Origin of the sequence: Streptomyces sp. NBC_00259 (genome assembly GCF_036181745.1) — a bacterium.
GTDB lineage: Bacteria > Actinomycetota > Actinomycetes > Streptomycetales > Streptomycetaceae > Streptomyces > Streptomyces pratisoli.
The window spans coordinates 7,118,599-7,138,209 of the sequence record NZ_CP108080.1; the positions used below are offsets into that span (position 1 = coordinate 7,118,599).

Here is a 19,611-nt window from a genome sequence, read left to right on the forward strand (position 1 = left end):
GTGCGGCCCCACCGAACCGGGAGAGTCCGTCATGACGCAACCACCGCCCCCCGACCCCGTACCACCCGCACCCACCCCGCCGCCAGGTCCGGGACCCACCCCGCCGCCGGAACCGGGACCCGGACCGGGACCGGGACCTGGGCCGGAACCAGGACCCGCGCCCGGGCCCGTGCCCCCGCCACAGCCGCCGCCCGGCCCCGCACCCGACCCGATCCCGAAGCCCCCGGGACCCGACCCGGTGCCCGAGCCCGAGCCGCCCGGCCCGATGAGCTGAGCGGACCCGGCCCTTCGGGCGAGGCGGCCCCGTACCGGGTCAGTCGGTGCGCACCTCCGACCGGTCGCCGCCCCACAGCGTGTGGAACGACCCGTCACGGTCGGTGCGCCGGTAGGTGTGCGCACCGAAGAAGTCGCGCTGCCCCTGGGTGAGCGCTGCCGGCAGCCGGCGCGCCCGCAGAGCGTCGTAGTACGCGAGCGCCGCCGAGAAGCCCGGAGTCGGTACGCCCTGCCGCGCCGCCGCCGCGACCACGCCGCGCCAGTCGTCCTGGGCCGACCCGATCTCCTCGGCGAACTGCTTGTCGGACAGTAGGCTCGGCAGGTTCGGCTGTGCGTCGTACGCGGCGCGGATCCGGTCCAGGAATGCGGCGCGGATGATGCATCCCGCCCGCCAGATCGACGCGACCGCGCCCAGGTCGATGCTCCAGTCGTAGGCGTCGCTGCCCGCCTGGATGTGGTGGAAGCCCTGGGTGTACGACACGATCTTCGACGCGTACAGGGCCTGCTCGACCTGGTCCGCGAAGTGCGCGGCGTCCTTCTCGCCGAGCGGCTGCGGCACCGGCCCCGGCAGGGCGTGCGAGGCCTCGCGCAGGTCGGCGTGCCCGGAGAGCGAGCGGGCGAAGACCGCCTCGGCGATACCGGAGACGGGAACCCCCAGGTCCAGCGCGATCTGCACGGTCCAGCGACCGGTGCCCTTCTGCTCGGCGCGGTCGGCGACGATGTCGATGAACGGCTTGCCGGTCGCCGCGTCCTTGTGCGCCAGCACTTCGGCCGTGATCTCGATCAGATAGGAGTCGAGCCGTCCCGTGTTCCAGCCGCGGAACGTCTCGGCGATCTTCTCGGGCGAGTAACCGGCGACCGAGCGCAGCAGGTGGTATGCCTCGGCGATGAGCTGCATGTCCGCGTACTCGATGCCGTTGTGCACCATCTTCACGAAGTGGCCCGCGCCGTCCGGGCCGATGTGCGTGGTGCAGGGCGTGCCGTCCGGCGCCTTCGCGGCGATCTTCTCCAGCAGCGGGCCGAGCGAGGCGTAGGACTCCTCGGAGCCGCCCGGCATGATGCTCGGCCCGTGCAGCGCGCCCTCCTCACCGCCGGAGATGCCCACGCCCACGAAGTGGATGCCGCGCTCGCGCAGGTCGTGTTCGCGGCGCCGGGTGTCGGCGAAGTGCGCGTTGCCGCCGTCGATGATGACGTCACCGGGTTCGAGCAGCGGCGCGAACTCCTCGATCACCGCGTCCGTGGGATCGCCCGCCTTGACCATGATCACCAGGCGGCGCGGCCGCTCCAGCGCGGCCACGAACTCCTCGGCGCTCTCGGCGGGGACGAAGGACCCTTCGTCGCCGAAGGCCTCGACGAGTTCGCGGGTGCGGGCGCTGGTCCGGTTGTGCAGGGCCACCGTGAATCCGTTGCGCGCGAAATTACGGGCGAGATTGCGGCCCATCACCGCGAGCCCGGTGACGCCGATCTGGGCGGTACCACTCATGCGTGTGCTCCTGGAGTACGTCGAATACGTCGAGTCCGTCGGAAGTGCGCCCCCGTGGCCAGTATGGATACGCGGGACGGGAGTGCGGCGTTCATGAGAGGCCAAGTCGCTCAAGGGGCGCATCATTCCCCGAATTCCTCCGAACGGCGGCCCGCCGTTGCGCCGTGGCGCCTGACGCACCCCCTTGTCATGCCGTGTTCCGAGCCCATAGCTTGGGCGGCTGCCGAGGTGTTCAAGGGGGACTCATGGCCGTTCGTGGACGACACCGCCGCTACCAGCCGAGCCGTATCAACCGGGCCTCGCTCACCGTCACGGCGGGCGGCGCGGGCATGGCACTGCCGCTGATCGGCGCGGGCGTGGCGAACGCGGCCTCCGAGGACGTCTGGGAGAAGGTCGCGGCCTGCGAGTCCACCGGCAGGTGGCACATCAACACCGGCAACGGCCATTTCGGCGGGCTGCAGTTCAGCCAGTCCACCTGGGAGGGGTACGGCGGTACGGCCTACGCCCCCCGCGCCGACCTCGCCACCAGGGACCAGCAGATCGCGATCGCCGAGAGGGTGCTCAAGGGGCAGGGGCCGCGCGCCTGGCCGACCTGTTCCTTACGCGCGGGGCTCACCCGGGGCGGTGACACGCCCGACGCCTCACAGGTGCGGCAGCGCGAGCCGGGTACCGCCCCCGTCAAGCGGACCGTGCAGGCGGCGACGCCGACCACCGTGCCCACCCAGCGCGAGAGCTACACGGTGGCGCGGGGCGACTCGCTCTCCGGCATCGCCGACTCCCAGCAGGTCCGGGGCGGCTGGCAGGCGCTCTACGAAGCCAACCGGAAGGTCGTCGGCGACGACCCCGATCTCATCCTCCCGGGCCAGCGGCTCGTCCTGCGCGTCACCGCGCCCCGTCCGGCGGCGCCCGGCCGGCAGGAGGCACAGCCGAAGCCCGAGCGGCGCAAGCCGCAGGCGAAACCGGAGCCTGTGCACCAGGCGAAGCCGAAGCCGAAGCCGAAGCCCAAGTCCGAGCCCCGGCAGGAACAGCGGCAGAAGGAACAGCGGCAGAAGGAACAGCGGCAGAAGGAACAGCGCGGGCAGGAGCGCACCGACCGGTCCAAGCACACGGCGGGCTTCAGCGCGCCCGTGGCCGCGGGCGCCGGCACTCCGTACGGCAAGGCCGGTTCGTCCTGGTCGAGCGGCTACCACACGGGCGTGGACTTTCCCGTGCCCACCGGCACATCGGTGAAGGCCGTCGCCAACGGCCGGGTCGTCTCGGCCGGCTGGGCGGGGGCGTACGGCTATCAGATCGTCATCCGGCACGAGGACGGCAGGTACAGCCAGTACGCGCATCTGTCGGCGCTCACCGTCCGCGAGGGACAGCGGGTCAACAGCGGCCAGCGGATCGCCCGTTCAGGATCCACCGGCAACAGCACCGGACCGCACCTCCACTTCGAGGTGCGCACGGGCCCGGGGTACGGCTCCGACATCGACCCGCTCGCGTACCTCCGCTCCGGCGGGGTCGGGATCTGACACGGGTCCGGGCTCCGGCCCGGCCGCCGTGGGGTGGCGCCGCCCCGTGAGCAGGAGGAGCCCCGCGGCCGCCACGACGGCGCAGACGACGGCGAGCGCGGTGCCGCCCGGCCCGTAGCGGAACCGTTCGCCGAAGAGCAGGACGCCGACCGCGGCGGCGACCACCGGGTTCACGACCGTCACGGTCGCCAGGGGTGCGGCGAGCCCCGCGCCTTGGTAGGACGCCTGCGACAGGAGCAGCCCGGCCGCGGCCGTCACCGCGATCATCAGCAGCCCGGGCAGCACACCGGGAAGCAGCCCGACCGGCGAGCGGACCGTCAGTTCGGTCAGGTCCGTCAGGTCTGTCATGCCTGCCTGGCCCGGCAGTTCCTCGGCGACGATCTTGGTGAACACCGAAGCGACGCCGAAGGCCACCCCCGCGCCGCCCGCCAGGGCCACCCCGCGCACCGCGGGCCGCCGCGCCCGCCGTGCCACGACGAACAGCGCGGCGATCGCCGTGAACGCCACCGCGGCCAGCGCCAGCCGTTCCCCGCCGTCCGGCGCCCGGGACTCCCCGGTCTCCGTCAGCGCCAGCAGACCGGCGAGCCCCGCCGTGGCGAGACCCGCGCCCCGCCAGGTGCCCGCCGCCGCCCTGCGCCCTGTGAAGAGGGCGGCCATGGGCAGGGCGAACACGACGGTCAGCGCGCCGAGCGGCTGCACCAGACTCAACGGCCCGTACGCCAGCGCGGCCACGTGCAGCAGCCCGCCCGCGCCGTTCAGGCCGAGAGCCGCCCACCACCCGGCACTGCGCACCGGCGCGTACGACCCGTCGGAGTCACCCGCGGCGACCCGCTCCTGCACGATCGCCGCGGCCGCGTAGGCGACCGCGGAGACCAGGGACAGCAGCACGGCCGGCGCGAGGGAGCTCATGGCAGACACGATCTCCCCGGCGGGCCGCTCCCGTCGTCGTCCTTGAGCAGGCACTTCGGTGTACTGCCGACGGAGTACGGGAGTACGCGCGGGGCACCGCCCGGCGGCCTCGCCGGGCCACCTGGCAAGGTGACGGTGAGCGGTCCCGGGCGGGATGCGCTCCTGACCGACGCGACAGCGATCATCGACCGAAACCGATCACCGATCGAAACCGATCATCGACCGAACCGGGGGAGAAGTGGACGGGAAAGAGCTGGAGTCGGTCGGCGGGTTCTTCGTCGTACGCACCGGGGAGCCCGGCCCTGAGCATCTGCCGCTGGCCCGGCTCTACGGCGGAGACACCGCACCGCTGACCGCCCGGGTCGACCGCGTCGCCGCCCGGCTGCACACGCCCGAGCGCAGGGTCGCCGCCTCCATCGCGCATCTCGGGCTCGCCGCCCGCCTCTGGTCCACCGCGCTCGGCCCCGCGGCGCTCCACGGCGAGTTCCCCGACCCGGCGGCCGGCGGCCTGCACTGGGACCCGGCACTCACCTCGCCCGACGACCTGCGCTGGACCCGGGCCGAGGCCCTCCCCGGCACCGTCGAGAGCATCCGGGAGGCCGTCCAGTACGGCCATCTCGTGCCGCTCGCCGAGGCGCTGCGCCGCGACGTCCGCATCTCGCCCCGGCTGCTGTGGGGCAACGCCGGCTCCGCGCTCGCCGGCGCCCTGCGCGAACTCACCCGCTGGGCCCGGGCGCAGCACCGGCCCGAAGCCGCCGCACGGGCCGCGGACCTCACCGCCGGACTGCTGGCACACCCGGACCTGGCCGGCACCGTCCGTGGCCCGGCCCTGCGCCGGACCACCTGCTGCCTCTACTACCGCTGCCCCGGCGGGGGGCTGTGCGGCGACTGCGTCTTCGACAGCCCGCCGCGGCGCCGGGCCTGAGGCGTCTCAGGTGCGGACACGCTCGCGGGCCCGGTTCCGGATCGGACACTCCCTCGGGCCCGGGTCGGACACTCCCTCGGGCCCGGTTCCGGATCGTGCCCCTGCCTGCAGCGGTCTTCCGCCCCGGCCGTATCTGAGTGACCATCGAGGTATGAGGGTGGGACTGCTCACACGCGAGTATCCGCCGGATGTCTACGGCGGCGCCGGAGTTCATGTGGAGTTCCTCGCCCGTGAGTTACGGGCACTGACCGACCTGGATGTGCACTGCTGGGGCGAGGGCCCGGCGAACGGGGCGGTCCGGCACACCGCCCTCGCCGGGCTCGACGGCGCCAACGACGCCCTGCGCACCTTCTCCGTCGATCTGTCGATGGCCGCGGCGCTCGCCGGCCGTGAAGTCGTCCACTCCCACACCTGGTACGCGAATCTCGCCGGCCATCTCGCCAAGCTGCTGTACGGCGTCCCGCACGTCGTCACCTCGCACTCGCTGGAGCCCCTGCGGCCCTGGAAGGCCGAGCAGCTCGGCGGCGGATACGCCCTCTCCGGCTGGGCCGAGCGCACCGCGGTCGAGGCGGCCGACGCCGTCATCGCCGTCTCCCACGGCATGCGCGCCGACATCCTGGACTGCTACCCGGCCCTCGACCCGGCCAGGGTCCACGTCGTCCACAACGGCATCGACACGACCCTCTACCGGCCCGACCCCTCGACGGACGTGCTGCGCGGCCTCGGCATCGACCCCGCGCGCCCCTACGTCCTGTTCGTCGGCCGCATCACGCGCCAGAAGGGCGTCCCGCACCTGCTGCGCGCCGCCCGCGCCCTCGACCCCGCCGCCCAACTCGTGCTCTGCGCCGGCGCCCCCGACACCCCCGAGATCGGCGCCGAGTTCCGTGAACTCGTCGACGAGCTCGGCCGTGCCCGGGACGGGGTGCTCTGGATCCCCGGCATGCTGCCGAGGCCGGACGTGGTCCAACTCCTCACCCATGCCGCGGTGTTCGCCTGCCCCTCCGTCTACGAGCCGCTCGGCATCGTGAACCTGGAGGCGATGGCCTGTGGAACCGCCGTCGTCGCGTCGGCCGTCGGCGGCATACCCGAAGTCGTCGAGGACGGCCTGACCGGGCTGCTCGTACCGTACGACGCCCGGCATCCGCAGGGCTTCGAGACGGGGCTCACCGAAGCCCTCAACCGGGTGCTCGACGACCCCGCGACGGCACGGCGGATGGGCGAGGCCGGCCGGCGGCGCGCGGTCACCACATTCGGCTGGGACCAGGTGGCCCGGCGTACCTACGAGGTGTACGAGCGGACGCTCAAGTCGGACTGACGGCGCGAGCCGATGGCGTGAGGGGGCGCGATGCGCGGTGGACCTTCGGTGCTCGGGATCGTACTGGCGGGAGGGGAGGGCAAACGGCTGATGCCGCTCACCGCCGACCGTGCGAAACCGGCGGTCACCTTCGGCGGCACGTACCGGCTCGTCGACTTCGTCCTGTCCAACCTGGTCAACGGGGACATCCTGCGGATCTGCGTACTGACCCAGTACAAGTCGCACTCCCTGGACCGCCATGTCACCACCACCTGGCGGATGTCCGGCCTCCTCGGCAACTACGTGACGCCCGTGCCCGCGCAGCAGCGGCTCGGTCCGCGCTGGTACCTCGGCAGCGCGGACGCGATCCTGCAGTCCCTCAACCTGGTCCACGACGAACAGCCCGACCACATCGCCGTCTTCGGCGCCGACCACGTCTACCGCATGGACCCCCGCCACATGCTGAAGCAGCACATCGACAGCGGGGCCGGGGTCACCGTGGCCGGGATCAGGGTGCCGCGCGCCGACGCCTCGTCGTTCGGCGTCATCAGCCCCGCCGCGGACGGCACACGGGTGGAGCGCTTCCTGGAGAAGCCCGCCGACCCTCCCGGCCTGCCCGGCGACCCGGACCGGGTGTTCGCCTCCATGGGCAACTACGTCTTCACCACCAAGGTCCTCGTCGACGCGCTGCACCGGGACGCCGAGGACCCTCGGTCGGTGCACGACATGGGCGGCTCGATCCTGCCGATGCTCACCGAGCGCGGGATGGCGCAGCTCTACGACTTCGACGGCAACCACGTGCCGGGGGAGAGCGCGGCGGAGCACGGCTACTGGCGCGACGTGGGCACCCTCGACTCGTACTACGAAGCGCATATGGACCTGATCGCGGAACGCCCCGGATTCAGCCTGGAGAACCGCCGCTGGCCCATCTACACCCACCCCGGCCAGCTGCCGCCCGCCAGGTTCTGCGCGGGCGGGATCGCGAGCGAGTCGGTCGTCAGCCCCGGCTGTGTGATCCGCGGCCAGGTCACCCGGTCCGTGCTCTCCCCCGGAGTGACCGTCGGACCCGGCGCCGTCGTGCAGGGCTCGGTCCTGCACGACAACGTGCGCATCGGGCGCGGCGCGGTGGTACGCGGAGCCGTCCTCGACAAGAACGTCGAGGTGCCGGCCGGCGCCACGATCGGCGTCAATCCGGAGCGGGACCAGGAGCTGTACACGGTGTCGAAGGGCGGGGTGATAGCCCTCGGGAAGGGGCAGCGGGTGCTGTGACCACGGAGCGGGTGCGCCGACCACGGAGCGGGTGCTCCGTCCCGTACGCCCGGGTGTCGACCTCGCGACGCAGGGTCACGATCCTGACCCTGCGCGCAGGCGAGGTCACGGCCGTGACCTTGCGCGCAGGCGGTTTGGCCTGCACACCCCCGTCTGAAGTAAAGTTCCGCTTTTGGAAACTTCACGCGGACACCACGCGGGTCTCAGGGACACAGGGAACGGCAGCGGCGATGACGGTGACAGACGACAGCCTGGAGTACGGCCCCGGCATCGACCCGGAACGCCTTGCCGTCTGCCTGGGCGTCCTGGAGGAGCTCGACCGGCTGGAGGTCGACCACCCCGACGCGATCATGGTGCGCCGTGCCACCGCCGGTATCTACCGGACCGTGAAGCAGCGCCGCCGCCAGGAGCGCCGGGCGGCCAAGACGGCCCATGACAAGTCGGTCACCGAGGCCACCGCCACCGGCTCCGCCGAGCGCATCGACGACGAGACCCAGGGTCTGCTGCCCTCCTCCTCCGTGGCCGGGGAGATCGCCGGCATACTCCAGCGCCCGCGGTCCTGCTACATCTGCAAGACCCGGTACATCGAGGTCGACGCCTTCTACCACCAGCTGTGCCAGAAGTGCGCCGCCGAGAACCGCGCCCGCCGTGACGCCCGCACCGACCTGACCGGACGGCGCGCCCTGCTCACCGGCGGCCGCGCCAAGATCGGCATGTACATCGCCCTGCGGCTGCTGCGCGACGGCGCGCACACCACCATCACCACCCGGTTCCCGAACGACGCGATCCGCCGCTTCAAGGCGATGCCGGACAGTGACGAGTGGATCCACCGCCTCAAGGTCGTCGGTATCGATCTGCGCGACCCGGCGCAGGTCGTCGCGCTCGCCGACTCGGTCGCCGCCGAGGGCCCGCTGGACATCCTGATCAACAACGCCGCCCAGACCGTACGCCGCTCTCCCCAGGCCTACAGCGAGCTGGTCGTCGCCGAGAGCGCCCCGCTGCCCGCGGGCGAGCTGCCCGCCGCCGAGGTGATCGGCACCTTCGGCAGCGGTGGCGTGGACCGGATGGCCGCCCTGCCCGCGCCGCGGTCCGAGGGGCTCACCGCCCAGGACGTGACCGAGCTGGCGCTGGTCCCCGGCTCGGCGTCGCTCGCCAGGATCGAGGCGGGCACCGCCATCGACGCCGGCGGTCTCGTCCCCGATCTGCACGACACGAACAGCTGGATCCAGACGGTCTCCGAGGTCGACCCGGTCGAGCTGCTCGAAGTGCAGCTGTGCAACTCCACCGCGCCGTTCATCCTGATCAGCCGGCTGCGCCCGTCGATGGCCGCCTCGGCCGCGAAGCGCAAGTACGTCGTGAACGTCTCCGCCATGGAGGGCGTCTTCAGCCGCGGCTACAAGGGCGCAGGCCACCCGCACACCAACATGGCCAAGGCCGCGCTGAACATGCTGACCCGCACCAGCGCCCAGGAGATGTTCGAGTCCGACGGCATCCTGATGACCGCGGTCGACACGGGCTGGATCACGGACGAGCGCCCCCACCCGGACAAGATCCGGCTGGCGGCCGAGGGCTTCCACGCCCCGCTGGACCTGGTCGACGGCGCGGCCCGGGTCTACGACCCGATCGTGCGCGGTGAGGACGGCGAGGAGCTCTTCGGCTGCTTCCTCAAGGACTACGCGCCGGCCAACTGGTAACCCGAATGGCCCAACCCCCCGGGCGAGCAGGACTCCCCGGGGGTTTCCTGTACCCGATGGAGCGTCACCTCTGGCCTGTTTCCTGTAAAGAAACGCCCAATGTGACGTAATCCATCGAGCGCAGCCGCGCTCATATGGGTACTCTGGAGTCAACGGACGGTCGGCAAGGGCCCACGAAACCCCCCGCGACCGCCCTGGGACAGGCCCGCAACCTCGGCCGCGATCCCGCCAAAGACGGCGCCACCGCGACCGGACTGCCCCTGTCCCTTGTGACGCGACACTAAGGAGTGCGCGGTGACGACTGAAATGAAGAAGAAGGACAAGCCCTCGGCGGATCCCGGAGAACGACCCGGGCGGCCCGACGAGCTGGGGAGCCTCGAGGTCTGGGCCAGGTCGGCGCCCATCCGGCTGGCCGGATACGAGGACGATCTCGCCGAGCCGCACATCCTGCCGGGCATCGACTGAGCCGGCGCCGCACAGCGATCGCGTACCCCCTGGTCCCCGCACGGACCGGGGGGTACGTGCGTTCGACGGTAGGTATGCGTGCTCCTTCGCTCCTTACGCCCGGTCGGTGCTGACATCGGTGCCGGCATCGGCGCCGGCATCGGTCGTGCTCAGCCGGGTCGGCGGCAGGAAGTCGCGCACGTGGCGCCGCTGCCACCAGGCCCCGGTGGCGCGCAGCTGCCGCCACGTCGTGAACTCGTAGTGGTACAGCCGGGCCCGGACGTACAGCGGCGGCGCGTCGGGGAACGGGTTGCGGCGCAGCAGCCTCAGCGTGTCACGGTCGTTGTCGAGCAGTCGTTCGACGAAGCCGCCGAACCAGGGCCGGGCGTACGCGGGCGAGAGGGCGGCGAACCACATCAGCCAGTCGAGGCGCAGATGGTACGGGGCGAACTGCCGGGGCAGCCTGCGGACGTCACCGGGTTTGCCGTGGAACTCGTATTCCCGCCACACGGTGCCGGGGCGCAGTACGCGCTCGTCCGTGCCCTCCACGACGACCTCGAACCGGACCCGCCCGACGGTGCCGAACGCCCCGTAGGTGTTCACCAGGTGCAGCGGGTCGAAGGAGCGGTTCATCGCCTGCCGCCGGGAGAGCAGATTGCGCACCGGGTGGTAGCTGAGGGCCAGGACGAGCACCGTCACCGCGATCACCAGGACCTCGTACCACAGCGGCGGGGCGGGGAGCGGATGCGGTCCCGTGAGCGGGGAGAAGTCGACGGCGGACAGGGCGAGGGCGATCGTCAGCCAGTTCAGCCAGGAGAAGTTGCCGGAGAGCACCAGCCACAGCTGGGTCAGGGCGATCATGCCTGCCGCCGCGGTCGCGATCGGCTGCGGGGTGAAGAGGAGTACGGGGACGAGCAGTTGGGTCACGTGGTTGGCCCCGGCCTCCACCCGGTGCAGCGGCCCCGGCAAGCGGTGGAAGAACCAGCTCAGCGGGCCCGGCATCGGCTGGGTCTCGTGGTGGAAGTAGAGACAGGTGAGCCGGCGCCAGCACTCGTCGCCACGGATCTTGATCAGCCCGGCGCCGAACTCCACCCGGAAGAGCAGCCAGCGCAGCAGCCACAGCACCAGTACCGGCGGCGCCGCGCGCTCGTTCCCGAGGAAGATCGCGAGGAATCCCGCTTCCAGCAGCAGGGACTCCCAGCCGAAGGCGTACCAGGTCTGCCCCACGTTGACGATCGAGAGATACAGCGCCCACAGAGCCGCCCACCACAGCATCGCCGTCCACAGCGGCAGCCGGTCGGCCGCGCCGGCGAGCAGCGCGGCCGACAGCGCCGCCCCGGCCCAGGCGCAGCACGCGAAGAACCGGTCCGAGTAGTGCAGTTGGAACAGGCCCGGCGCCCGCCGCATCGTCGCGTACCGCAGATACTCGGGTACCGGCAGCATGCCGCGCTCACCGATCAGCGCCCGGAACTGCAGGGCGGCACCGACGAAGCCCACGAGGTACACGGTGGCCAGCGCCCGCTGGAAGACCAGTCTGCTCAGCCAGTACTCGGGTGCCGTGAACCACTCCATCGCGGACCTCCGGTACCTCCAGTATCGGCCTCGGCCGCGAGGCGCCGCAGCGTGGCGCCGAGCCTGCGGGCGTACAGGCGCTGCAGGAGCGGTACGAGGGGTCCGGCGAGCCGGGTGTACCAGCGGTCCGGCCTGCTGAAGGCCATCACGGTGAACCAGACGGAGCCGTCGTCCCCGAACTCCACGACGAAGCACTCCTCGCCGCGCTCCGGGTGGCCGGTCAGGGTGCCGTAGGCGAAGCCGGTGCGGTCGCGCTCGTACGCGGTCCAGATCACCCGGCAGGGGGCGCGGAACCGCACCGGTCCGATGCCGAGCGACACCTCCACGGCGCTGCCCGGCTCGGCTCGGGTGGTGGAGGCGTCCACGCGCGCGCCCGAGGCGCGGTGCATCCGCCAGCTGGTGACGGCGGCACCGGCGGTCTCGAAGGCGGGGCGGCCGCGGCCGATACGGGTGCGGTGGTGGAGGTGGTGGTAGCCGTCGGGCAGGGGGCCGAGGCGGGTGGCTCCGGCCTGGGGGTAGTTGAGCCCCTCGGTGGAGGTCATGGGGTGGTCCTCTCCGTTCTTCTTCATCGTGCCCATGCGGTCGTCTCCTTCAGTCGTCGCCAGGCCAGGAGCGAGCAGAGCGCGAAGCCCAGCGCGTTGCCGAGGCCGTGCGTGGCGGCCATCCAGGTGAGGTCGGGGTGGGGCAGGCCGGTGGCTTCGCCCAGGGCCCAGCTCAGTGCGAGGAGCATCGTCGCCACCAGAACGGCCGCAGACACCCCCAGCAGCGCGCGAATCAGCCGTTCGGCGCTACTCCTGCGTACATCACGCCAGGTCAGCAGGGCGACGGCCCACATGCCGGCGGTCAGCACCAGCGCCCCGGCGAGCTCGGCCCAGTCGTCGACGAAGTAGCCGGCGAGCACCAGCAGGGTGCCGACCGGGACGCTGAGCGCCGCGAAGCGGCCGGTGGGACCGTCGGCCGACCGGCATACCAGGCCTGCCACCAGCGCGGCGGCGAAGCCTGCGAAGTGGAAGTGCGGCACGGTCAGCGCCAGGATCTCCAGGTCGAAGCCGAAGAGTTCGTGGCCCGAGCGTTCGGCCACCAGGGCGACACCGGCGACGGCCGGCGTGACCAGGGCCGTCAGTACGGCGATCTCCGCGGGGGCGAGCGAGCGGGTGCGCCGCAGCCGGGCGGGGGCGTGCAGGGCGAGCGCCATGGTGGCGAGGGCGTACACCGAGGCCAGGGCGGTGGCGGCGGGGCCGCGGGGCAGCCACAGAGCCACGGCGCCGGGGACGGCGAGCAACGGCCACAGCCTGCGCAGCAGTACCGGGGCCGGCGGGGCGACGAGGCGCAGCCCGAACGGAACGATCACCAGCATGCCCAGCATCACGATCACGTTGACCAGCGCGGTCCTCATGCCCCACCCCCTGCTTGAACATGTTCAATTCCCAGGATTGAGCCTAGAGGGTGACTTGAACATGTTCAAGTCGCGGGTTGCGGGCGAATGCGGCAAGACATGGAGGGATCACTCTGGGTACACACCTCAAAACAGGCGGGAGATGGCGGGGAATGTTCGTGCGCTCACCGATGTATCGCCGGTACGCCGGGCCGGCAGTGTTGTCGGCCGGTCTGTCGGCCGCGCTGCTGGTCACGGGTTGCAGCAGCCTGACGGATCAGGGCCAGTCCGGTTCGGTCCCCACGCAGGAGATCCGTCTGCAGCCCGCCGCGGAACCGGGCCCCGATCCCTTCACCCCATCGACGGCCACCGCCACCGCGGTGTCCCGGCAGCTTCCCGCGCCGCGGGCCTCGGCGTCCGGCGAGGGCTCCGGCACCGTCCGGTCCATCCGCACCGTTCTGGGCTCCACGCCCGGACTGTACGGCGGCACCCGTTCGGTCGCGAGCTGTGACGTCGAGCAGCAGATCCGGTTCCTCGTCGGCGACCCGGGCAAGGGGCAGGCGTTCACCGAGGGGGTCGGCGTCAGCCAGGAGGACATGCCGGCGTTCCTGCGCGGGCTCACTCCCGTCGTGCTCCGCGCCGACGCCAGGGTGACCAGCCACGGCTACCGCGACGGCGTCGCCCAGCGCCGCCAGGCCGTCCTGCAGGCCGGTACCGCCGTCCTGGTCGACGAGCACGGCTCGCCCCGGGTGCGCTGCGCCTCCGGCAGCCCGCTGGCCTCGCCGGTCGTCACCGCGGGGGCCCAGAACGAGCAGGGCAAGCCCTGGCCGGGCTACGACCGCGACCGCGTCGTCGTGATCACCCGTGCCGCCCAAGTGATCGACAACCTGGTGATCGTCGACCTCGCCGGCAACAGCTGGATGGAGCGCAGGAGCGGCTCGGACGGCGAAGCGGACCAGAACCCCCAGGTGCCGCCCTCGTACGACCCCGGACTCCATGTCACCGAGGTCCCGCCCGGCCCCCAGCCGGCCGGGCCGGACAGTCCCAGCGCGCCGCCGCCGAGCCCCGACGCCGCCAGCCCGCAGCCGACGCCTCCGGGGACGGTCGGTCCCGGTGTACCGACCTCCCCGACCCGCGGCCCCGACGGGCCCGGCGCGGGCATCGTGCCGGACGCCGACCCGCCCGCCGATCCGGGCGGCGCGGGCCAGGATCCGGGCGGTCAGGGCATCGACCCGGGCGGCGCCGGCCAGGACGACAGCGGTCTGCTCATCTCGCCCGACTCCGGTGGTGCGCTCCCGCCGGGCGGAGTGGACGGTTCCGGACAGGGGGCCGGCTCCGGTGACGGCGGAGGCGGCAACCCCGACGGCGGGCCCGACGTCATCCTTCCGGACGCCCCGATGCCCGACGGCGTCGGAAGCTTCCCGGAGCCGCAGGCCGACGGGGACGGGAGCCTCCAGGGCTGACATCGAGGGATGCCCGCTCGCTCGATAAATCGGACAAATGATGGCAGAGTGTCACCATGGTTGATCGGGCAGCGGGTGCCCTGTCGCTTCCCGACGACTGGCCCGCCCACCCGGATCTGAGCCTGGCCCTCAACCGCATGGGCAGCTTCGACTGGGATCTCGACAGCGGGCTGATGCATCTGGATCAGCCCGCTCTCGACGTGTTCGACACGCCGGCCGACGCCTACGACGGACGCCCGGAAACGCTCGCCTCCCGCTTCCCGCGCGGAGAGTCGACCCGGCTGGACGGGCTGGTCTCGCAGGCCCTGAAGGACGGCAGCACCAGCTACGGCGCGTACTTCCGCATCCGCTGCAGGGACGGCACGCTGCGCTGGACCCACACCCAGGGATCGATCCTCCGTGACACTGCGGGCCGCCCCCACCGCATCATCGGCATCGTCCGTGACGCGACCCAGGAGCTCGCCGACTCCACCGCCCGGGTCGAACTCGACGCGGAACGCCGCCGCCAGACCAGCGTGGTCGAGAGCACGACCGCGGCGCTCGCGCACGCCAGAACCGTCAAGGACGTCATCGACGTACTGAAGGACTCGCACGGCATGGAGCATCTCGGCGCCACCAGCCTGGTCATGGGCCTGCTGGAGGCCGGCCGGATCCGTCTGGTCGCCGAGGGCCCCGAAGGCTCGTTCGTACCGGGCACCCGCTACACCCGGGTCGACGAGCAGTACCCGATGAGCGAGGTCATCCGCACCCTCGCGCCCCGCTTCATCGAGTCCAAGGAGGACTTCGCCACCTCCTACCCCAGGCTCTGGCCGCACATCAGCGGGCTCGGCATCACCTCGGCCGCCTATATGCCGCTGATCGCCCAGGCCCGCCCCATCGGCGCCCTCGGTCTGCTGTACCGGGAGAAGACCGGCTTCACCACCGAGGAGCGCAATCTGCTCGTCGCGCTCGGCAGCAGCATCGCGCAGAGCCTTCAGCGGGCCGTCCTGTTCGAGCAGGAGCACGATCTCGCCGAGGGGCTCCAGCAGGCGATGCTGCCGCGCCGGATCCCGTCCGTGCCCGGAGCGCAGATCGCGGTCCGCTACCGCTCCGCCCGTCTCGGCCGCGACATCGGAGGCGACTGGTACGACGTGATCCCGCTGCCCGGCGGACGCGTCGGCGCGATCATCGGCGACGTCCAGGGCCATGACACCCACGCCGCGGCGGTCATGGGGCAGCTCCGCATCGTCCTGCGCGCGTACGCCGCCGAAGGGCACACCCCGGCGACCGTGATGGCGCGCGCCTCCGTGTTCCTCCACGAGCTCGACACCGACCGCTTCGCGACCTGTATCTACGCGGAGGCCGATCTGACCACGGGCGTCGTGCAGATGGTCCGCGCCGGGCACATCGACCCCCTGCTGCTCGGCGCCGACGGCGACTGCCGCCGCCTTCCCGTGGACGGCGGGCTGCCGCTCGGCCTCTCCGCCGAGTTCGGCCGGCTCGAGTACCCCGTCGCCACCCTCGAACTGGACCCGGGGCAGACGCTGTTGCTCTGCACCGACGGGCTCGTCGAGCAGCCGGGCGCCGACCTCGACGACGGAATGCAACTGCTCACGGTCATGATCCGCGGTGGCCCCAAGAACCTCCAGCTGCTGGCCGACCGGCTCTGCGAGGAGGTCGACGAGCGGGGCGGCGAGGACGACGTGGCGATCCTGCTGCTGCGGCGCCACGGCGCGTACGCCCCGCGCAGCGGCGGACGCCTGCAGCAGCACGTCGCCCAGAACGATCCCGAGGCGCTCAGCTCCGGCAGGCACATGATCCGGGCCGCGGTACGGGCCTGGGGTGCGGCGGAGCGGTCCGACGAGATCGAGCTGGCGGCCGACGAACTGATCACCAACGCGCTGATGCACACGGACGGCGGTGCGATCGTGACCGCGCGGGTGCTGCCGGGGCCCGAGCGGCGGCTGCGGGTGGAGGTCGAGGATTCGTCCAGCGCACTGCCCAGGCGCCGTGAGGCGGGGGAGTCCGGGGTCTCGGGCCGGGGGCTGATGCTGGTGGACCGGCTGGCGGACGTCTGGGGTGTGGAGTCGCGCGGCAGCGGCAAATGTGTGTGGTGCGAGTTCGCCGTCCCGGGCAGAGCGGCCGCCGGACGGCCACCGGAACTACCGGACGGTAACCCTATGTAACCTGATTGTACTTGACCGTAACCGACCGCAGGCGATTGACTGCGTACTCCTGTGTTCCGGCCTCCTAGGACATGAGGACCTCCTTGAGCACCGAGCTTCTGGCACCTCTCGATCTTGCTTTCTGGCACCTCGAGACCGCCGACCACCCGATGCACCTCGGTGCGCTCGCCTACTTCTCCCCACCCACGGCCGGGGACGGCGCCGCCGCGACCGGCAGCGAGGAGATCCTCGGCCTGCTCGCCACCCGCGCCGCCGCGATTCCCCGGCTGCGGATGTGCGTACGGGACGTCCTGCTGCCCGTGGGCGGCCTGGCCTGGACGGCCGACAAGGACTTCGACGTCCGCCGGCACCTGCGTCAGGTCCGGCTTCCGGCAGGTGACTTCGCCGAGGCGGCGGCGAGGCTCGCCGGAGAGCTGATGGAGCGCCCGCTCGAACGAGGGCTGCCGCCGTGGGAGATGTACCTGCTCACCGGCGGGCCGGGCGATCCGTTCGGCGTCCTGGTCAAACTGCACCACGCCCTCGCCGACGGCATGCGCGCCGTCGCCATCGGCGCCGGGATCTTCGACGAGATCGCCGGGCCGCTCGCCGCCCGCGCCCGCAAGAGCGGACGCAGGGCGGGCCTGGGGCCCTCCTCCGTGCCCCCTCGCTCCTGGCTGCCCGGACCCTGGCAGGTCGCCGGAATGGCACGAGGCCGCATCGAGGAACTGGGCCGGGCCCTCGGCGTCGGCGCGTCCCTCCTCGGCGCCTCGCTCGCCAGAGCCCGCCTCGACCCGCGCGGCGCGGCCGCGCTGAGCGCCACCTCCAGCGGTACGCGCAGGCTCGCCACCGCCGTGCTCGACCTCGACGACGTCCACGCGGTGCGCAGGGTCGCGGGCGGCACCGCCAACGACGTGCTCCTCGCGACCGTCGCCGGAGCGCTCCGGCGCTGGATGGCGGAGCGCGGCGACACGCTGCCGCTCTCCGATCCCAGCGCCCTCGTCCCGGTGTCCCGCCGCCGCCCCGGGGGCCCGCCCGGCTCCGGCAACAAGCTCTCGGCGTACCTCCTCGGACTGCCCGTCTCCGAAGCCGACCCCTGGGCCAGGCTCTACGCGGTCCGCACCGGCATGGACCGCAACAAGGCGGCCGGCCCGCTCCGCGGCGCCGGAGCCGTCGCCGTCCTCGCCGACCAACTCCCGCCCCTGGCCCACCGGTTCGGCGCCCCGCTCGCCGGGAACGCCGCCCGGATGCTCTTCGACCTGCTGGTCACCAGCGTGCCCCTGCCCCGCTCGGCCCTCTCGCTCGGCGGCTTCCCGCTGCGCGAGATCTACCCGATGGCGCCGCTCGCCCGCGGCCAGTCGCTCGCCGTGGCGATGTCGACGTACGGCGGCCACGTCCACTTCGGCCTGGTCGCCGACGGCAAGGCGCTCCCCGACGTCGACCGTCTCGCCCGCGCCGTCGAGGAAGAACTCGCGGCGCTGGTGGAGCTGGTCTGCTAGGTGGAGCTGGTCTGCCGGGACCTCCGCACCCGGGGCTGAGCCCTCGGAAACGGGCCGGGGCGCTCGCCTCACGCGGCGCCGTGCGGCACGCTGGTGGCATGCCCGAACTGCCCGAGGTCGAAGCTCTCAGAGAGTTCCTCGACGAGAACCTGGTCGGCAAGGAGATCGCCAAGGTGTTCCCCGTGGCGATCAGTGTGCTCAAGACGTACGACCCGCCGCTCACCGCCGTCGAGGGCGGCGAGGTCACCGCCGTGCACCGGCACGGCAAGTTCCTGGACATCTCCACCGGAGCCGGGCCGCATCTCGTCTTCCACCTCGCCCGCGCGGGCTGGCTGCAGTGGAAGGACGTCCTGCCGTCCGGAGTGCCCCGCCCCGGCAAGGGCCCGCTCGCCCTGCGCACCGCGCTCACCGGCGGCGACGGCTTCGACCTCACGGAGGCCGGCACCACCAAGCGGCTCGCCGTCCATCTCGTACGCGACCCCGCCGATGTGCCCGGCATCGCCCGGCTCGGCCCCGATCCGTTCGGCGACGGATTCGACCGGGACGCGTTCGCCGCGCTGCTCGCCGGCGAGCGCCGCCAGATCAAGGGCGCGCTGCGCGACCAGAGCCTCATCGCGGGGATCGGCAACGCCTACAGCGACGAGATCCTGCACGCCGCGCGGATGTCGCCGTACAAACTCGCCGCGAAACTGGACGAGGACGAGATCACGACTCTGTACGAGGCGCTGCGCACGACGCTCACGGACGCCGTCGAGCGCTCGCACGGGCTGGCCGCCGGCCGGCTGAAGGCCGAGAAGAAGAGCGGACTGCGGGTGCACGGCCGCACCGGCGAGGCCTGCCCGGTGTGCGGCGACACCATCCGCGAAGTCTCCTTCCACGACTCCTCGTTGCAGTACTGCCCGACCTGTCAGACCGGCGGCAAGCCGCTCGCGGACCGGCGGATGTCCAAGCTGCTCAAGTAGAGGCTTCGGTGGGCGATGGTGCTCAACGGGCCAGGGACACCAGATGCTCGCCGCGCACGGTGCGGACCTCGAAGCGGCCGATCTCCTCGCGCCGCAGCGCCGTACCCACCTCGACATCCAGCGGTTCCGCCGCCTCGGGCGAGCCGGGGATGCCGTAACCACGGCTCGGCACCGACCAGGTGGTGACCGTGTGTTCCTTGCCGTCCTTGCCGACCGCGACGAGGACGCACGTCCGCGGACCGGGCAGTCTGGCCATGCGCAGCGCGACGGACGTGCCCCAGTCCGCCGAGCGCAGATCGACCGCCCCGTAGACACCGGTCGCGGAGTCGGTCGCGGCGATCCGCTCGTCGGGGCCACCCTTACCGCCGGCCGTGCGGCCCCCCGCGAGGCCCGCGGCGACGGCGGGCAGCGCCACGATCAGCGCGGCCGCCGCGGCGACCAGCCGCAGCCTGCGGCGCGAACTGTTCCGGCGTCGCAACGCGACCTCGTGGAGCAGGCGTTCCAGCAGCCGCGGCGCCGGAGGCTGCTCGGGCCGGCCGGGCCCGCTCAGATCGCTCAGCGCCGAGGCGATCGGCGTGAAGTCGGACAACTGCACCGCGCACAGCACACACTCCGACAGATGCTCCTCAAAGCGGAAGGCGTCCGCGGGGCCGAGGACGCCCAGCGCGTAGGCGGCCACATCCCGGTGCTGCTCCCGCAGATTCATGGACCAATCCTTCGGCTCGTCGGCTACGAACGGTCCATACGCGTCGTACGCACCGTGTGGTCTCGACCAGGAGTACGCAGCGGAACCG

At 72.4% G+C, this 19,611-nt stretch carries 16 protein-coding genes; 10 read left to right on the top strand and 6 right to left on the bottom strand.

Going from position 1 to position 19,611, the window contains the following annotated elements; all coding sequences use genetic code 11:
- Positions 1–313: 313 nt before the first annotated feature.
- On the bottom strand, positions 314–1,756 hold the full coding sequence (gene gndA / locus OG766_RS31960) for an NADP-dependent phosphogluconate dehydrogenase (RefSeq protein ID WP_266385700.1): 1,443 nt from the start codon (positions 1,754–1,756) through the stop codon (positions 314–316).
- A gap of 245 nt (positions 1,757–2,001) precedes the next feature.
- On the opposite strand from gndA, the gene OG766_RS31965 reads away from it, so the two are divergent.
- A complete protein-coding gene (locus OG766_RS31965; RefSeq protein ID WP_328726922.1) occupies positions 2,002–3,270 on the top strand; it encodes a peptidoglycan DD-metalloendopeptidase family protein in 1,269 nt (422 codons plus the stop codon).
- On the opposite strand, the gene OG766_RS31970 is transcribed toward OG766_RS31965, so the two are convergent.
- Positions 3,151–4,179, bottom strand: coding sequence for a DMT family transporter (locus OG766_RS31970; protein WP_328726923.1), 1,029 nt, complete (start codon positions 4,177–4,179; stop codon positions 3,151–3,153). The genes OG766_RS31965 and OG766_RS31970 overlap by 120 nt on opposite strands.
- A 238-nt stretch (positions 4,180–4,417) precedes the next feature.
- On the opposite strand from OG766_RS31970, the gene OG766_RS31975 reads away from it, so the two are divergent.
- The 5 genes from OG766_RS31975 to OG766_RS31995 all read left to right on the top strand — a co-directional run bounded on the left by OG766_RS31975 (position 4,418) and on the right by OG766_RS31995 (position 9,826).
- Entirely contained in the window at positions 4,418–5,104 is a 687-nt protein-coding gene (locus OG766_RS31975) for a (2Fe-2S)-binding protein (protein ID WP_328726924.1), read from the top strand.
- A gap of 151 nt (positions 5,105–5,255) precedes the next feature.
- Positions 5,256–6,419, top strand: coding sequence for a glycogen synthase (gene glgA / locus OG766_RS31980; protein WP_328726925.1), 1,164 nt, complete (start codon positions 5,256–5,258; stop codon positions 6,417–6,419).
- 30 nt (positions 6,420–6,449) lie between these two features.
- Complete coding sequence (gene glgC / locus OG766_RS31985) at positions 6,450–7,667, top strand: glucose-1-phosphate adenylyltransferase (protein ID WP_266385688.1); 1,218 nt, start codon at positions 6,450–6,452, stop codon at positions 7,665–7,667.
- 230 nt (positions 7,668–7,897) lie between these two features.
- Positions 7,898–9,361 (top strand): SDR family NAD(P)-dependent oxidoreductase, encoded by a 1,464-nt coding sequence (locus tag OG766_RS31990; protein ID WP_266385685.1) that lies wholly within the window; start codon positions 7,898–7,900, stop codon positions 9,359–9,361.
- A 294-nt stretch (positions 9,362–9,655) separates the two neighbouring features.
- Entirely contained in the window at positions 9,656–9,826 is a 171-nt protein-coding gene (locus tag OG766_RS31995) for a hypothetical protein (RefSeq protein WP_266385682.1), read from the top strand.
- 93 nt (positions 9,827–9,919) lie between these two features.
- On the opposite strand, the gene OG766_RS32000 is transcribed toward OG766_RS31995, so the two are convergent.
- The 3 genes from OG766_RS32000 to OG766_RS32010 are packed head-to-tail and all read right to left on the bottom strand — an operon-like array spanning position 9,920 to position 12,773.
- Entirely contained in the window at positions 9,920–11,377 is a 1,458-nt protein-coding gene (locus tag OG766_RS32000) for a lipase maturation factor family protein (protein WP_266385679.1), read from the bottom strand.
- On the bottom strand, positions 11,344–11,955 hold the full coding sequence (locus OG766_RS32005) for a DUF1990 family protein (RefSeq protein ID WP_423247130.1): 612 nt from the start codon (positions 11,953–11,955) through the stop codon (positions 11,344–11,346). Before OG766_RS32005 ends, OG766_RS32000 begins: the two co-directional genes overlap by 34 nt.
- Positions 11,943–12,773 carry a YndJ family protein gene (locus OG766_RS32010; protein ID WP_266385675.1) on the bottom strand — a complete coding sequence of 277 codons (831 nt, stop codon included), beginning with the start codon at positions 12,771–12,773 and terminating at the stop codon, positions 11,943–11,945. Before OG766_RS32010 ends, OG766_RS32005 begins: the two co-directional genes overlap by 13 nt.
- Positions 12,774–12,925: 152 nt before the next feature.
- Between OG766_RS32010 and OG766_RS32015 the strand changes: the two genes are divergently transcribed.
- From OG766_RS32015 to OG766_RS32030, 4 genes are all read left to right on the top strand, one after another.
- A complete protein-coding gene (locus OG766_RS32015) occupies positions 12,926–14,215 on the top strand; it encodes a DUF6777 domain-containing protein (protein ID WP_266385672.1) in 1,290 nt (429 codons plus the stop codon).
- Positions 14,216–14,271: 56 nt separating this feature from the next.
- On the top strand, positions 14,272–16,380 hold the full coding sequence (locus tag OG766_RS32020; protein WP_328726926.1) for a SpoIIE family protein phosphatase: 2,109 nt from the start codon (positions 14,272–14,274) through the stop codon (positions 16,378–16,380).
- Between the two features lie 83 nt (positions 16,381–16,463).
- A complete protein-coding gene (locus OG766_RS32025; protein ID WP_266385669.1) occupies positions 16,464–17,855 on the top strand; it encodes a wax ester/triacylglycerol synthase family O-acyltransferase in 1,392 nt (463 codons plus the stop codon).
- 98 nt (positions 17,856–17,953) lie between these two features.
- Positions 17,954–18,817: an Fpg/Nei family DNA glycosylase gene (locus OG766_RS32030; RefSeq protein ID WP_266385667.1), complete on the top strand. Its 864-nt coding sequence runs from the start codon at positions 17,954–17,956 to the stop codon at positions 18,815–18,817.
- Positions 18,818–18,839: 22 nt separating this feature from the next.
- Here OG766_RS32030 and OG766_RS32035 read toward each other — a convergent pair whose 3' ends face one another.
- A complete protein-coding gene (locus OG766_RS32035) occupies positions 18,840–19,523 on the bottom strand; it encodes a zf-HC2 domain-containing protein (protein ID WP_266385664.1) in 684 nt (227 codons plus the stop codon).
- Positions 19,524–19,611: the final 88 nt, after the last annotated feature.

What these genes read in the sequence shown, in the direction of transcription:
- gndA (WP_266385700.1), bottom strand. Translation starts at nt 1,756, where the DNA reads ATGAGTGGTACCGCCCAGATCGGCGTCACCGGGCTCGCGGTGATGGGC.
- OG766_RS32015 (WP_266385672.1), top strand. Translation starts at nt 12,926, where the DNA reads ATGTTCGTGCGCTCACCGATGTATCGCCGGTACGCCGGGCCGGCAGTG.
- OG766_RS32005 (WP_423247130.1), bottom strand. Translation starts at nt 11,955, where the DNA reads ATGGGCACGATGAAGAAGAACGGAGAGGACCACCCCATGACCTCCACC.
- OG766_RS32030 (WP_266385667.1), top strand. Translation starts at nt 17,954, where the DNA reads ATGCCCGAACTGCCCGAGGTCGAAGCTCTCAGAGAGTTCCTCGACGAG.
- glgC (WP_266385688.1), top strand. Translation starts at nt 6,450, where the DNA reads ATGCGCGGTGGACCTTCGGTGCTCGGGATCGTACTGGCGGGAGGGGAG.
- OG766_RS32010 (WP_266385675.1), bottom strand. Translation starts at nt 12,773, where the DNA reads ATGAGGACCGCGCTGGTCAACGTGATCGTGATGCTGGGCATGCTGGTG.
- OG766_RS31970 (WP_328726923.1), bottom strand. Translation starts at nt 4,179, where the DNA reads ATGAGCTCCCTCGCGCCGGCCGTGCTGCTGTCCCTGGTCTCCGCGGTC.
- OG766_RS31990 (WP_266385685.1), top strand. Translation starts at nt 7,898, where the DNA reads ATGACGGTGACAGACGACAGCCTGGAGTACGGCCCCGGCATCGACCCG.
- OG766_RS32000 (WP_266385679.1), bottom strand. Translation starts at nt 11,377, where the DNA reads ATGGAGTGGTTCACGGCACCCGAGTACTGGCTGAGCAGACTGGTCTTC.
- OG766_RS32035 (WP_266385664.1), bottom strand. Translation starts at nt 19,523, where the DNA reads ATGAATCTGCGGGAGCAGCACCGGGATGTGGCCGCCTACGCGCTGGGC.
- glgA (WP_328726925.1), top strand. Translation starts at nt 5,256, where the DNA reads ATGAGGGTGGGACTGCTCACACGCGAGTATCCGCCGGATGTCTACGGC.
- OG766_RS32020 (WP_328726926.1), top strand. Translation starts at nt 14,272, where the DNA reads ATGGTTGATCGGGCAGCGGGTGCCCTGTCGCTTCCCGACGACTGGCCC.
- OG766_RS31965 (WP_328726922.1), top strand. Translation starts at nt 2,002, where the DNA reads ATGGCCGTTCGTGGACGACACCGCCGCTACCAGCCGAGCCGTATCAAC.